The organism is Flavobacterium azizsancarii (genome assembly GCF_027980145.1).
Taxonomy (GTDB): Bacteria; Bacteroidota; Bacteroidia; order Flavobacteriales; family Flavobacteriaceae; genus Flavobacterium; species Flavobacterium azizsancarii.
The window spans coordinates 15,559-31,127 of record NZ_JAMZNK010000056.1 but is presented as its reverse complement, the minus strand read 5'-3'; the positions used below and the strand labels follow the sequence as shown (position 1 = coordinate 31,127).

11 protein-coding genes are annotated in these 15,569 nt (G+C 33.0%); 4 read left to right on the top strand and 7 right to left on the bottom strand.

What is annotated here, in order from left to right; translation table 11 throughout:
• The first annotated feature begins 369 nt into the window (after positions 1-369).
• The 3 genes from queA (at position 370) to NJT12_RS21975 (ending at position 3,731) form a co-directional block, all read left to right on the top strand.
• On the top strand, positions 370-1,419 hold the full coding sequence (gene queA, locus NJT12_RS21985; RefSeq protein WP_213300092.1) for a tRNA preQ1(34) S-adenosylmethionine ribosyltransferase-isomerase QueA: 1,050 nt from the start codon (positions 370-372) through the stop codon (positions 1,417-1,419).
• 164 nt (positions 1,420-1,583) lie between these two features.
• Positions 1,584-2,861, top strand: coding sequence for a kynureninase (gene kynU / locus NJT12_RS21980; RefSeq protein WP_271338268.1), 1,278 nt, complete (start codon positions 1,584-1,586; stop codon positions 2,859-2,861).
• A 438-nt stretch (positions 2,862-3,299) separates the two neighbouring features.
• Positions 3,300-3,731, top strand: coding sequence for a YMGG-like glycine zipper-containing protein (locus NJT12_RS21975; protein ID WP_271338267.1), 432 nt, complete (start codon positions 3,300-3,302; stop codon positions 3,729-3,731).
• A gap of 56 nt (positions 3,732-3,787) precedes the next feature.
• Here NJT12_RS21975 and NJT12_RS21970 read toward each other — a convergent pair whose 3' ends face one another.
• Positions 3,788-5,599, bottom strand: coding sequence for a hypothetical protein (locus NJT12_RS21970; RefSeq protein WP_271338266.1), 1,812 nt, complete (start codon positions 5,597-5,599; stop codon positions 3,788-3,790).
• Positions 5,600-5,800: 201 nt separating this feature from the next.
• Entirely contained in the window at positions 5,801-7,357 is a 1,557-nt protein-coding gene (locus NJT12_RS21965; protein ID WP_271338265.1) for a hypothetical protein, read from the bottom strand.
• Positions 7,358-7,472: 115 nt separating this feature from the next.
• On the opposite strand from NJT12_RS21965, the gene NJT12_RS21960 reads away from it, so the two are divergent.
• Positions 7,473-9,863: a penicillin acylase family protein gene (locus tag NJT12_RS21960; RefSeq protein WP_271338264.1), complete on the top strand. Its 2,391-nt coding sequence runs from the start codon at positions 7,473-7,475 to the stop codon at positions 9,861-9,863.
• A gap of 438 nt (positions 9,864-10,301) precedes the next feature.
• Here NJT12_RS21960 and NJT12_RS21955 read toward each other — a convergent pair whose 3' ends face one another.
• The 5 genes from NJT12_RS21955 to NJT12_RS21935 form a co-directional block, all read right to left on the bottom strand.
• Positions 10,302-10,751 carry a hypothetical protein gene (locus NJT12_RS21955; RefSeq protein ID WP_271338263.1) on the bottom strand — a complete coding sequence of 150 codons (450 nt, stop codon included), beginning with the start codon at positions 10,749-10,751 and terminating at the stop codon, positions 10,302-10,304.
• A gap of 225 nt (positions 10,752-10,976) precedes the next feature.
• On the bottom strand, positions 10,977-12,428 hold the full coding sequence (locus tag NJT12_RS21950; protein WP_271338262.1) for a serine hydrolase: 1,452 nt from the start codon (positions 12,426-12,428) through the stop codon (positions 10,977-10,979).
• A gap of 223 nt (positions 12,429-12,651) precedes the next feature.
• On the bottom strand, positions 12,652-13,149 hold the full coding sequence (locus tag NJT12_RS21945; RefSeq protein WP_271338261.1) for a nuclear transport factor 2 family protein: 498 nt from the start codon (positions 13,147-13,149) through the stop codon (positions 12,652-12,654).
• Positions 13,150-13,151: 2 nt separating this feature from the next.
• Complete coding sequence (locus NJT12_RS21940) at positions 13,152-14,660, bottom strand: serine hydrolase domain-containing protein (protein ID WP_271338260.1); 1,509 nt, start codon at positions 14,658-14,660, stop codon at positions 13,152-13,154.
• Positions 14,661-14,737: 77 nt separating this feature from the next.
• Complete coding sequence (locus NJT12_RS21935) at positions 14,738-15,544, bottom strand: helix-turn-helix transcriptional regulator (RefSeq protein ID WP_271338259.1); 807 nt, start codon at positions 15,542-15,544, stop codon at positions 14,738-14,740.
• Positions 15,545-15,569 lie beyond the last annotated feature (25 nt).

The following is a 15,569-nucleotide window of genomic DNA, read 5'->3' as shown; positions in this document are numbered from 1 at the left end:
TGTTTGAATCTCATATATAATCAGTTACTTAACACTGATTAAATTTACAAAATTGTTAATGAAAATACAAACTAAAAAAAAGTAGCTGACTCAGTTTTGAGACAGCTACTTTTTACGTTTTGATTTTCGGCTTTAGCCAAATAAAAACACTTACAATTTTTGGCAGAATCCAAATTAAATGAACTTATATCACTTATATGGTGAAAAACCATTTTTTTATGTTGTCGAAACGCCACTAAATCAACGACTTTTGAAAATAAACATCAAAACACTTGACAACGCCTATCTCACAGTCGTATATTTGCAGACGATTAAAAATCAGGTATCCAAATAATCCTGATCTAAATCTATAACTCATAACTTTCTCAAATGAAATTATCACATTTTCAATTTAATTTACCGAAAGAACTTTTAGCGGAATTCCCAGCAGAAAACAGAGACGAATCTCGTTTAATGGTAATCGATCGTCAAAAACAAACTATAGAGCACAAAATGTTCAAAGATGTTATCAACTATTTTGATGACGGAGATGTTTTGATTCTTAACAATACAAAAGTTTTCCCTGCACGTTTGTACGGAAACAAAGAAAAAACAGGAGCAAGAATTGAAGTTTTCTTATTAAGAGAATTAAATTCAGAGCAACGTCTTTGGGACGTTTTAGTTGATCCGGCTCGTAAAATCCGTATCGGAAATAAACTTTATTTTGGTGATGACGATTCATTAGTTGCTGAGGTAATCGACAACACGACTTCTCGTGGTAGAACATTACGTTTTTTATATGATGGTTCTTACGAAGAATTCAGAAACAAATTAACAGAACTTGGAGAAACTCCAATTCCTAAATACATCAGTAGAGAAGTAACGGCTGAAGATGCTGAAAGATACCAAACTATTTATGCAAAAGAAGAAGGAGCTGTAGCTGCACCAACTGCAGGTTTACACTTCTCAAAACACCTTTTGAAAAAATTAGAAATCAAAGGAATCAATTTTGCTGAAGTAACACTTCACGTTGGTTTAGGAACTTTTAACCCGGTTGAGGTTGAAGATTTGTCTAAACACAAAATGGATTCTGAAGAATTGATCATCAAACAAGAAGCTTGTGATATTGTAAATGCAGCTAAAATTGCTAAAAAACGTATCTGTGCTGTTGGAACAACTTCGATGCGTGCTATTGAAAGTTCAGTTTCATCTCAAAATACTTTAAATCCTTTTGAAGGATGGACAAATAAATTTATTTTCCCTCCTCACGATTTTAGTATTGCAAACTGTATGATTACAAATTTCCACACACCAAAATCAACATTATTAATGATGATTTCTGCATTCTGTGGACATGATTTAATGAAAAGAGCATACGAAGAAGCAATCAAAGAAGAATATAAATTCTATTCTTACGGAGATGCGATGTTAATCATCTAATTCGTTAAGCGAAATAAAATAAGAAAACCTGTCAGTGATGACAGGTTTTTTGTTTTTAAAATGTTTCAGGTTTCAGGTTTCAAGTTATCTTGAACGTTAAACTTGAAACCTGAAACTTGAAACAAAAGAAACATTTCCTATTTTTACGATTCAAAACAAAAAAAATGACTTTTCAAAATACACGCGAATTCGCACGAGAGCTTGATTCGCAAGACACATTAAATCAGTATCAGGATCAATTTATATTTCCTAAAGTAAATGACAAACGCGTAATTTATTTTACAGGAAACTCTTTAGGATTACAGCCCAAACGTACCAAAGCTTATATTGATGAGGTTATGAACGATTGGGCAGATCTTGCTGTTGAAGGACATTTTTATGCTCAAAAACCCTGGTGGGACTATCAGGAAAGATTTGCAGAACCTTTAAGTAAAATTGTGGGCGCTTTACCATCAGAAGTTACGGTTATGAATACTTTGACCGTGAATCTTCATTTATTGATGGTTTCTTTTTATCAGCCAAAAGGCAAACGTTATAAAATTATTTGCGAGGAAAAAGCATTTCCTTCAGATCAATATATGTTTCAGAGTCAGGTACATTTTCATGGATACAAAACAGAAGATGCAATTGTAGAAATTAAACGTCGTGAAGGCGAACACAATATTCGTCTGGAAGATGTTCTGGCAAAAATTGAAGAAGTTGGCGATGAACTGGCTTTAGTATTGATTGGCGGAGTTAATTATTATACCGGACAAGTTTTCGATATTAAAACCATTACAGAAGCCGGACAAAAAGCCGGAGCAAAAGTAGGATGGGATTTGGCACACGCCGCCGGAAACATCAAATTGGAGCTTCATAACTGGAATGTAGATTTCGCTGCCTGGTGCAGTTATAAATACATGAATTCAGGGCCAGGGAATGCTTCCGGTTGTTTCGTACACGAAAAACATCACAATAATCCTGATCTACCAAGATTTGCAGGTTGGTGGGGACATAATAAAGAACGCCGTTTTAAGATGGAACCAAATTTTGATCCGGTTCATGGAGCTGATGGCTGGCAGATTAGTAATTTGCCGGTGCTTTCTTTAGCGCCTTATCTGGCATCTGTAGAAATGTTTGCTGAGGTTGGAATGGATACTTTAATCAAAAAAAGAGATCACATTACATCTTATCTTGAATTCATTTTACATGAAATTGATAAAGAAGTAAAAGGAAATTTCGAAATCATCACACCGTCAAATCCTTCTGAACGAGCTTCGCAATTATCTGTTTTTTTACACGGAGAAGGCAGAAGTTTATTTGATTATTTAATGAAAAACGGAGTAATCACAGATTGGCGTGAACCCAATGTTATTCGTCTGGCACCAGTTCCGTTATATTGTTCTTATGAAGATATGTACGACTTTGGGCAAATCCTGAAAAAAGGAATTTTAGGAAAGTAAGATTTAATTAATCTCGCAAAGATGGGAAGTAGCCAGGTTTCTAATTAAAGACAGTACGTTCTGTTTGTCATTTCGAGGAACGAGAAATCACACACGAAACTCCGTATCTAGAATCGTCAATCTTTGTCGATCAGCGAGTGTGATTTCTCCTTTTGTTCGAAATGACACAAAATGAGAGAAAAAATGCATTTTTGCGAATCATTTTTTAGATAACAGCCTTAAAAATTATCTGCTTAAATCTGTAAAATCTACGTGAAAAAATTACTCAGCAATTAAAGAAATCCGTTCTCAATCCGCATCTTGCTTTAGCAATCCGTTTCATCCGCGTCTAATTTTAGAAAGAATCTTCAAATTCTGTAACCATTAGTCTAAATCATGTAACGCCATCAATATATATCTTCTTTAATTTGTAGAGTATAAATTTTTAAAACTACAATCATGAAAAGCTTATGTATTTTATTAGTTGCTTTATCTGTCATTTCTTGTCAAAATCAAGGAAAAGAGGATATTAATAAAGCAAAACAAGCTAGCATTGATTCGATGAAAGTTGAAATTAATAGACAAAAAGTTATTGATTCAATGAAGACAGAAATGGCTAAGATTCAGGAAGAAAAAAGGGTTGAGTCTCAAAAAGTTGTTGTTGTACATCAACAAGCAGCCGCGACAGGAACTACAACTACAACCACTACTAAAAAGAAAGGATGGAGTGCTACTGCTAAAGGTGCCGTAATTGGTGCTGGAGTTGGTGCTGCAACCGGAGCAATTGTAAGTAAGAAAAAAGGGGAAGGAGCTATTATTGGTGGTTTGGCAGGTGCTGCTTTAGGAACTGGAACGGGTGCTGTTATTGATGGCAAAAAGAAAAAAGAATAGATCAATTTCTTATATAAATAAAAACCCCGATTTAATTTAAATCGGGGTTTTGTGTTTTAAGCTAATTCAAGAGTTGGAATTTTAATTTTCGATAATTCCAATCTATAAAAATCAAAATCGTTTTTAATCTTATTTAAATCATTTTTAAAATATAAAGCGGGAGATAATAAGTTTTGATAATATTCAATTCCTTCAAGAATATTGGCTTTAAAAGTATTCCATTTTTTAAGCTGAGAATTAGTGATTTCTCCTGAAATATTTTCGATTTCATTCCTGAAATAATCGACATACATCTTTAATTCTTTTACAAATAAATTAGGTCTGTCATTAGTTCTTATTACGGACTTGTTTCCGTAAATATGACTAACCATATCAGACAACGAAACTTCTTGGTCAAAATAAGCCATATTTGGCCCAGGACAGATTATTACGCCTTGTGCCTGACCTTTTATTTTAATATCATTCTCTAAATATGATGCATTGGCAAGACCAACACATAAACAAGATTTCTCGGTAATAGAGAATTTTGCTTTTTCGAAAGCCTTAGACGACATTGTTTCCTTTATATTTTCTAATTCTTCGAGTTTATGATCCTGAAATTTTTTCGAAGCAGTACAAATTCCGTGTGGATCGTATTCCTTACTAAGAGCTAAAAATTTCTTTGGGCAAGAACTTCCTGCCTTATTTTGATCTATCCTTTTTTGTCGTAAAATTTCATTTGTAGTTCCTCTCAAAGTATTAAACGGAACTCCTAATGGCGAAATATGACTTAAATACAAATCTTCTTCTTTGGCATCCATTAATAATTCACGGGTGGCTTTATCTACAGAAGTTGCTTCCGGAACCAATAAAAATGGAGATCCCCAACCTACAGAATCGACTTTGTACTCATCTAATAAAAATTCATGTTCTTCAGCAGTTCCTACGCCGCCCTGAACTGTAATTTTGAGAGGTAAAGGATTTTCTGGTGCGTAGATTTGTTTTTGCTGTAATACTTTTGTCATCAGCTCATGTGCAGATTGAATAAGCTGATCCTTTTTTTGTTTAAATTCTTCTAATATAGGACCTAGTAAAAGACCATCCGTAGCAAAAGCGTGTCCGCCGCAATTTAATCCCGATTCAATACGATATTCAGAAACCCATAATCCTTTTTTAGCTAAAAAATTTCCCTGAATCATGGCTGATCTAAAGTCACTAACTTTTAGAATAATTTTCTTTTTAAGCTCATTGTTTAGATTTGGAAAAAAATCTGAAAAATTCTCGAAATAACTGAATAATCTTGGATTCATCCCGGCAGAAAGTACAACAGATGATTCAAGATTGCTATTTGCAAAACCTCTTAAGGCAGCATGAGCATCATTGAATTCAATTGGTAGTTGTTCGTTTTTTTCGAAATTGTCTTTGTCCAGTTTTGTCATGATATTTACATCAATTAAACCAGGAGAAAGATGTGATTCGATGTAATTTTGAATATTTTCTTTAAAAGAAATTCCATCGTCTAATAAACTTTGAACCCCTTTTTTAATATCCGAAGTATTAGGTAACATCGCAATATAATTTTCAACCGCAGTTTTGCTTCCTATTAATTCAGCTTTAAAACTGTCAAATTTTTCTTTTACAATTTTATCGACCAAGTTAAGATAAGATGTAATTCTTTGTGCTCTGTAATCGTGAAATTTCTGACTTATTTCTTCGTAAGGAAGATTGAATTTAGTGCTATAAAAATTACGCATTTTTTCAATCAAATCATCATCGGCTATAGAAACGACAGATGAGATTCCATATTGCGCTACTCGAATTGGGCTGTCGATCGTATACGCGAGACCCATTACAGGAATATGGAAAGTATGTAAAGGTGGCTTTGTCATTTGTTTTTAAATTAAAATAAAAGCAAATGTTGGGAAAAATATCCTCAAAAAAGATGATAATTGTCAGGTTTTAAAATAGTTGAAAATGATATGAAAGGAAAAAGGGTTGCCACGAATTTCACAAATCTTATTCGAATGGAGTAAAAAATAATTTTTGCTAATTCGTGAAATTTGTGGCTAAAAAAACCGAAACCAAAAAGACTAAATCAAAATCTTCTTGAAAGACTCCGCTATACTTCTCCATAAAAAGTTGTAAAATGATTTTTCCTGAATTCGTTCTAATTCAACATCGGCCTTTTTGGTTTTGTCATCAGAATCATTTTTTAGCAATAAATTAACCACGGCAGATTTTAATTTTGCTTCTTTTTCAGGATGTTTCTTTTTGTATAATTTTACTTTTAGATCTTCATAATCCAAAGTAGCATTTCCTTTTGCGGTATTATCATTTCCATAAAAATTAAAATGATATTTATTGAATTTTCCTGTAAACGTAGTATTGATATACGGTTTCGTAAAACGTTCCATTGCAGCCACATTAAAATTAGCAATGGTTCCCTGAATATGAAAACTATCTTTTAGATCCAGAACATTAAAACTCCAATCAACATCAAGAGGAGATGTTTTCATGAAAAGGCAATTCACTTTTATTTTTACATCAGCCATTTTTTTTAAGCCAAAACCACTTTTTATGTTGGTGATATGCATATTAAAACGATCAAAATTTAAAACACCCGGACCTTTCGAGAAATCAATTTCTTCTTCATAAACCAGTTTTGATTTTAGGATTTGTATCGTATCTATTTCAAGCGGAAATTTAATTTTTCTTAGTAAATGATTGTACAAATATTTTTTGCTTAAATCATCTTTCGGCATTTTGTTGCGGTAAATGTTCGCATCAGCGTGATTCACAATAAGTGAATTTGCTTTAAAGAAAAAGCGATCATCTTTAAAACCCCAATCCATTTTTTCGATGTGGGCTGAATCTAATTTTATAGTATAAATGTCTTTTTCTTTATCTAATCGCTTCACAAATTCTTTACGGCTGAATTCAGGTAAATAGGAGAAATTCTTAACCTTCAGAAAATTGTTCTCCGTACTTATTTGTCCAATATTCATATGATAAAATGCGCTTGGTTTGTAGTATAAACTATCACATACCAAAACATATTTTTCGAAACGCATCGGGATTTTTTCTTTCAAAGTTGCATCTGTAAGTAAAATGCCTTCCAGTTTCAGAATAATTTTTTTTACACTAAGAATAGGTTTTTTATTATCTAGAGAAACCACATCGACTGTTCCGTCATTCAAATAAATATTGGAGACGGCAACAATTTTTCGGAATGGTTCAATGATTTCGTTTTTTATGCTTTTGCTGTTATTCAAAAGTTTTTCACCTTTTTTATATAAAATTACTCGAGGTTTATTGATGATAATACTTTCGGCTTGAATAAGATCGTGAAAAGCCAAATCCCAAATATTAAAATGTTTTATTGTGATGGATTCAATTTTAGAAAACAAACCGTTTTTACTGTCTTTAGGTTCATTTTTAGGACTTACTAATAATGTCGTGGCATTTATATTTCGTGATAGAAGCGAAACCTCGATTTTTTCGTAATGAATGTTATAAGCCGTGTTATTCTTCTCGTTTATAATGATGGGTAATTGTTTTTTTATCCAATAATTGAGGCCAATATTGACTAAAATCACAAAAAGAAAGACTGAAATTACACTGATTGCTATTTTTTTATAGATTGACATTTATCATATTGGTTTTAAATACATAAATTTAGATTTTTAAAAACGATATTCTTTACACGATTATATCTTTAAGTTACATCATTACCCAATCATTTATCATTATACTTTTTTGAATATGAGAAAAATTAAAAAAATTCTGCTGGTTTTATTAGTCTTGATTGTTGTTCTTGGAATTGGTTTGTGCGCTTATATTTTTCATTTGAAACCCAAATACGAAGGAGAAGTGCAATTGAAAAATCTTGAAAAGGAAACCACAGTTTATTTTGATGATTTTGGAGTTCCACATATCTACGCCAATTCTGAAAAAGATGCAATGACAGCCTTGGGTTATGTGCATGCGCAGGAAAGATTATGGCAAATGGAATTGCTTCGCAGAATTGCTCCGGGAAGATTATCGGAAATCTTTGGTTCTGTTGCGCTTAAAAATGATAAATTTTTCTCCGGAATTGGTATTGAAGAAGCTTCGGCGAAAGCCATTGCCAAATTAGACAAAAATAGTCAGAGTTATAAAATGACAATGGCGTATTTAGACGGAATTAATCAATATCTGGAAGAAGGAACTACGCCAATTGAGTTTACGCTTGTTGGAGTTAAGAAAGAAAAATTTACCATAAAAGACGTTTATAATATTTTTGGATATATGTCTTTTAGTTTCGCGATGGCTCAAAAAACAGATCCTTTATTAACCGATATCCGCAATAGATATGGCGCGGAATATTTGAAAGATTTAGGAATTGAAGGCGAATTTAATACCACACAAATTAAAAGTTCAAAAGAGAATATTGAAGAATATACTACGATTGCAAAATCTGTAGCTGCTTTGTTGGATAATTCACCAATTCCGCCTTTTGTGGGAAGTAATAGTTGGGTTGCCGGACCAAAGAAAACCAAAAACGGAAAAGTGATTTTTGCCAATGATCCGCATATTGGTTTTTCGCAACCTGCGACTTGGTACGAAGCACATTTAATTACCCCTGATTTTGAATTATATGGCTGTTATCTGGCAGGAACTCCGTATCCATTATTGGCGCACAATCGTGATTATGCTTACGGATTAACGATGTTCGAAAATGATGATATCGATTTTTATCAGGAAAAAAATAAAGTTGGAGATGTAAGCCAATATCAAACACCAACAGGTTTTGCAACGTATGAAACCAGAAAGAAAACAATAAAGGTAAAAGATACTTCGGATGTGGTTCTGACGATTAAATCAAGCCGACACGGACCAATTATGAATGATTTATTAGATCGTTTAGATCAAAAAAATCCAATTGCAATGTCGTGGATTTATACGCAACAACCCATTCAGATTTTAGATGCAGTTTACGGACTTTCGCATGCAAAAAGCAAAGACGATTTCAGGAAAGCAGTTCAATTGGTTGCTGCTCCTGGATTGAATGTAATGTATGGCGATGCCAAAGGAAATGTGGCTTGGTGGGCGACAGGAACTCTTTATAAACATGATAAAGGCGTGAATTCATTTTTTATTCTGGATGGTGCCAGTGGAAAAGATGATATTAAAGAATATCTGGATTTTTCTAAAAATCCATCAGCCGAAAACCCAAAATCGGGTTATGTATATTCAGCCAATAATCAGCCGGAAGCAATTGACGGTTATTTGTATCCGGGATATTATTTGCCGGAAGATCGCGCCAAAAGAATTTCAGGTTTAATGGATGCAAAATCTGATTGGGATAAAGAAGCAATCAGTAAAATGATTTTTGATAATACATCGCCAATTGCTCCGGGAGTAGTTCAGAGTTTAATTTCGAATGTAAATACTGCTTCGCTTTCAGCAAAAGAAAAAGAAGTGATTACGGTTTTGAAATCCTGGAAAGGAACTAATAATCTCGAAGATGTTGCGCCTACGATTTATAATAAATGGGTTTATTTGTATCTAAAAAATACTTTCGAAGATGAAATGGGTGAGGATAATTTTAATTTATTTCTGGGATTATCTTTAGGAAAACAAATTATTGCCAGACAAATTGAAAATGAAAATTCGGTTTGGTGGGATAATATTAAAACCAAAAATGTAAAAGAAACCAGAAGCGAAATTGTTTCAAAATCATTTCATGAATCCGTAAAAGCACTTCAGGAACAATTAGGCGAGAAAGTTGCGGATTGGAACTGGGGAAAAGTTCACACCGTAGAACACGAACATCCGTTAGGGAAAATTGCTGCTTTGCGCAAACTTTTTGATGTTGGTCCATTCGCAGCTCCCGGATCAAATGAAGTGATAAACAATCAATTCTTCGGACTTACGAAAGAAGGCAAATATTATGTAAAAGGCGGACCGTCAACCAGACGAATTGTCGATTTCTCTGATATCGAAAACAGCTGGAGTATTTTGCCAACCGGACAATCGGGAAACCCTTTTAGTAAACATTACGACGATCAGGCGGAAATGTATAACGCAGGTAAATTCAGAAAAATGAAATTGAATAAAGAAGAGATTATAAAAACATCAACGAAACTAGTTTTGAAACCGATGAAGGAATAGTTTTTCTTAGTTTGAAATTTAGTTTCAGGTTTCAGGTTTCAGGTTTTTGGCTTGTGTAGTTTTACCGCAAAGAGCAAAAAGAGTTTGACTTGTGTTGATCTTTGTCAAAGTTTTTAAACTTTGACTGTAAGGAACTTTAATTTTAAAGGTATAGCAAATAATCACAAAAACATTTCACACAAAATAACCATAATAATTGTCATTTCGACCTAAGGGGGAAATCACACGCGGGGAGAACGCACTGTTGCCGAGCCACTTTATGTAATTTCTCCCTTAGGTCGAAATGACAAAAAAGGCGTATGTCAACTTTGAGTTTTGGCTATCGACAAAGTTCCTTATACCATTGGTTTTAAACTTTGACAAAGATTTCGGCATTAAAGAAACCTTTGCAACTTTGAACCTTTGCCTCTTTGCGCTTTAAAAAAACTCAGAACCTTCTTATTTATACTTCCCACGAACAACATCGTTGGCAAATATTTCCAGATTATAACCCAGAGCATCATTAGTAATCATAACATTTGCAGCTCTATAAGCAGTATCTTGTTTGTATGTTTTAAGTAACGTTTCTAGTTCTATTTCATTATAAAATGCAAACATATTATAAACGGCATCTCTGAAATTTTTGTAATTAATGCTTTCAGATATTTCGACAGTTTTTTGGTCGTTCCATTTTTCTTTAAGGGCGGCTTCGTTTATTGTTTCCAGGCAAAAATCAATAACGTAATTTTTGTAATTTGCTGCTTCAACAATTTTGTCAATTATAATTTTGTTTTGCTGAGTAGGCATTGGTACCGGAACTGGCGTGGCAGCAGTTTGAGAAATACAAATACTTGGGATAAACAGGCATAGTAATAAAACTAAAAGAGTTTGCTTCTTTAAATTTTTCATAGGTTAAATAAATAATGTTTACAGCCTGAAAGGTTGTAAATCAGGTTGATTTGGGGTTTTAATATTCTTGTTTTGGGCAGGGCTAAAATAGTTTTTTTATACTAATTATGAAATTGGAAAAAACATTTTTCAAATAAAAAACTCTGATCATTTTGGTTTTAAACCAGAACGATCAGAGTTGGTAAGAAAAAGATTACCGCTATTGAATGCTTGCTTATTTAGCTGTTATTTTTTTAAAAGTTCCTCTAATGCTTTTTTGCCGGCATCATTTTTAGGATTAAGTTCTACTGATTTTTTATAATTGGCAATGGCTAATTTTTTATTTCCATCAGTCAAATAAGCTTCGCCTAAGCTATCGTAAGCATTTCCTGATTTTGGATATGTTGCTGCATTTATTTTAAAAACTTCAATAGCTTCTTTTGTTTTTCCGGATTGTAATAATTGATAACCCGCGTTGTTCATATCACCTTCTAGAATAGCATAAGTAGGATCGTTTTTAAGTTTGTTATAAGTATTTAAACCGCTTGTAATTCCTTGCTCTGAAAACGCATCAAGTAATTCCAGTGCCAAAGATATTTTTGGCGCTGTAAAAGGCTGATTGTATAAAATAGCACGAATAGATTCCGTTATTTGATTTAAAACAGTTCCTCCGGTATTATTGAGTAAAACAATTAGGTTTTTGTCTTCCGGAATACGATAAATAATAGTATTAAAACCATTAATTCCACCACCGTGTTGTGTAACTTTTACTTTGCCTGCAGAACCGTTGTCCGCTTCTTCAATAAACCATCCATAACCATAAGAACTTTTTCCGGCTTTGATATAAGAATTAAATAAAGATTCCATTGATTTTGACGAAAGCAATTTATTAGTATAAAGCGCCTGATCCCATAAATATAAATCTTCTACGGTTGAATATAGAGAACCCGCAGCATACGGAATACTCATGTCGAGATAAGGGGAATTGATGATTTTTTTACCTCTTTTCTCATAACCTGAAGCTCTGTTTTTTAATATTACATCACTGTGATCATAACCGGAATTAACCATTTTTAACGGAGTAAGAATTGTTGCCTGTAAATATTGCTCGTATGATTTTCCGGAAATTTTCTCGATAATATATCCCAATAAAAAATATCCTGAATTGCTGTAATTAAATTTCTCGCCAGGCGTAAATTCCAGAGGTAAACTTGAGAATGTTTTTACAAATTCTTCGGGAGTATAAGGGTTTCGGCTTTTGTCTTTAAAGAAATTAGGAAGCGAAGTATAATTTGGAATTCCAGAGGTATGTGTAAGTAAATGATGAATGGTTATTTTGTCACCAGTCGCTTTTGGATAATCCGGTAAATAAGTGGTAATAGGAACGTCTAATTTTATTTTTCCCTCTTCGGCTAATTTTACAATCAGGAAAGCAGTAAATTGTTTACTGATGGATCCTAATCTAAATTTAGTATCAGATTGATTTGGGATATTCCACTCCATATTGGCAGAACCGAAACCCTTTTTTAGAATCACTTTTCCGTTTTCGGCAACCAATGCAGATCCATTAAATTGACCGTATTGATTGTATTTGTTTAAAAGGTCTTCAATTTGCTTGGTTTTGTCCTGTGCAAACAGAGTAAAGCTGAACAATATTGCCAAAAGGCATATTGCAAGTAGTTTGATTGGTTTTTTCATAATGATCGATGATAATTGATTATAGTTAATGAATTGATTTTTGATTTGATGATTGAAACTCTTTAAATGCATGAAAGTTAAATCTCTAAGGAACTAGAGATTTAACTTTCTATTTTATCGTGTCCTATTTTAATAGACGACTAAACTTCAATTAAGTTTCAATATCAGGCAATTTTTTTTCATTTTACTATAAAAAAGGTATTTTAGGATAAAAGCATATTCGCTATTTTTTGATAGGTCTATGCTCGTAACTCACAATTCGTTTCAATTTCCAATCATGATCTTTTCGTTCCCAGATATGAATAAATCTGCCTGTTCCTTCCGGTTTTCCGTTAATATAAAAAGTATGTTCTCCTATTTGTACAGCACCAAAATCTCCTAGTTTATCAATCGTGCAAGACGTTAATTTTCGGGTTAATTTTTCTGGTCTGTCACATTTTGCAAGAAGAGATTTTATTTCATTTGGTTTAGAAGTGCTTAATCCAGAACGGTCGTCGTAAAATTCGACATCATCGGCTATTATTTTCTTAAAGAGCGAAACATCACATTGATTAAAAGCAACATCAAAAAGTAAACTGTCCATTTTGATGATTTCAGTTTTTAAAAGATCCATTTTTAAAACTTCATTATTACTTTGTGCTGCTACCTGTCTGCTTAAAAACAGCATAAATAGAACTATTATATTGATCATGGGTGGCATAGTATTCTTGTTAGTATTCATGTCTATTTCGTTTCAATTTCAATTATTTTTTTTCCATTTTCTCCCAAATAGTGATTTACTATTTTTTCATACACTTTATAACCATCGTCAACATTGGTAAAAATAATCAGACCTTGTTTTGTTTTTGGCAGCAATAAAACGATAGTCTGAACACCTTTGTCTGCTCCGCCATGTGATAAAGCGTAATCGTTGTTTCCTAAATCATAGATCTCGAAACCCAATCCAAAATATTTATTCTTTTTGGTTTCTACCTGATGCGATGTCATATCATCAAAAACTTTCTTGCTTAATCCGTCGCTATTCATGACGCTGCATAAAAAAGTGCCATAATCTCCAATTGTAGTTAATAAATCGTCAGCAGCATTTGCTGTTTTATTCCTGGTTGGTTCGTATGCAATGCCTTTATTGTCATAATTAGTAGCATATCTTGAAACATCAGTTATGTCATTCCATATAAACTTAGTATCAGACATTTTTAAAGGTTTCAAAATCAATTCATCTGCTAACTGATCTAGTTTTTTATGGAATTTTTTTTCCAGCGCTTTTCTCAAATATTCGAATCCTTCACCTGAATATTGATATTTTGTTCCCGGTTTAAATTTAAAGTCCAATTTACCCGATTCGTTCATGTAGCGCCAATTTAGGAAACCTGTTTGATGGCTTAAAATAATTCTCGTTGTTAATAGCTTTGTATTAGGATCATTTGCAATATCCGGATCTGTCCAGTATTTATAAAGTGGTTCGTCTAAATCCCACTTTCCTAAACTTGCCAGTTTCAAAGCAACCATTGCCGTTACAGGTTTTGTCAATGAAGCCACATTCCATATTGTGTTATATGGTGCTGTAAAGCCTTTTTTGAGTTCGCCAAATACTTTTATTTGCTGAAGTTTTCCATTATTGATTATACCAATTCCCAGAGTGGGAACATTATTTTGCTTTAACCATTTTTCAATTTCAGGATCATTATCAAAGATACTTGATTTAGTTCCCACAGTATTGACATCCTGGTGATCGTAACTTAAGGATCTTCTTAATTTCCAAACTCCATTTTCCAGTATCCAGAGGTGAGTGAATCTTGCGGTACTTCCAAATTTGTCTTTTTGACCAGGTGAAGGTTCAAAAAACTGATGAATTCCTATTTGCAATGCGCCATACAGAACGCCATTTTTGGCTAACGGATAAATTTCTGTACTGCCTTCAACTAAATCTCTTCTGGCTTGATACGTTTTGGTCGAACTGCATAAACCTTTTCTAATATTTTTTAGAAATAAAGCTTTGTCCTGAATGCTGTCTTTGTCATGATAGAATTCAAAATTGTTGCTAAGTAAGTTTTCGAATTGTGAGACGTCGCAAGTATTAAAGCCAACTTTAAAAAGAAGACTGTCTCTTGACATGATTGTTTTGTAAAGCTTCGAGTTTTTTTCTTCCTGAGAAAATCCAATATGGAATTGGAAGAGCAGTATTCCAACTAAAATTGTTTTTAGCTGAAAAAATGATTTGTTGATTTTCATTTTGATTGATTTGATTGATTGATGATTTTGCAATATTAATGCAATCAAATGTAATAAAATTGTACAAATGCGAAATGTTATCTTTTTTTAGAAAGAAAATAAGAATCAGAATTGAACATTTTGGGAGTTGTTTTGGTTACATCTTTGAACTTTTTGATGAAATGCGATTGATCAAAATACTTATTATAAAGTGCAACATCAGTCAGTTTTAATTTTTCTAAATCAGAATTTACCATTTGATCGACCGCCTTTCTGAATTTCAGGATTTGAATGTAATTTTTAATCGTAAGTCCGGTCGCAGTTTTGAATTTAATTTGAAGCGATCTTTGCGAAGCATTTAGATTTTTTCCTATTTCCGAAACCGTAATTTCTTCATTTTGAAATTTTATGATTTCACAGATTTTTTCAACTGCATTTTTGTTGGGATTTGCAGCACTTAATTCTTCAAAATAGGAATTAGTTGTATTTAATAATATTGAAATATCACTACTTAAACCAGTTTCGATTTTAGTTTGAAAAGGTAATTCGGCAACATCAATTTTGACAATAGCGTCTGAAAAATTATTCAAATCATATTGTGGAAACATCGAAAGTGTCCACGCGTGCAATTGTATGATTGTAACTTTAGTTTTTGGCTGAATATTGACCAAAACTTTATTGGTCATTTGCGAACAAAAGTAAAATCCTTCGTTCATTTCATATTTGCTTTTACTGGTGTGAACCTCAATAGCGTTTCCGCTTACAATCGCCAGATTAAAACAACCGTTTGGTAAAACAAGTTTATTTTCAATCAGGCTCTCGCCAATGCTGTTATCGAGACACCAAATTTTATTGACAAACCTTTCCGTTTTTTGACTTACGTAATGTTCTGAGTATAGGTTCATTTTGTGGTATTGTATTGGTTTGTTT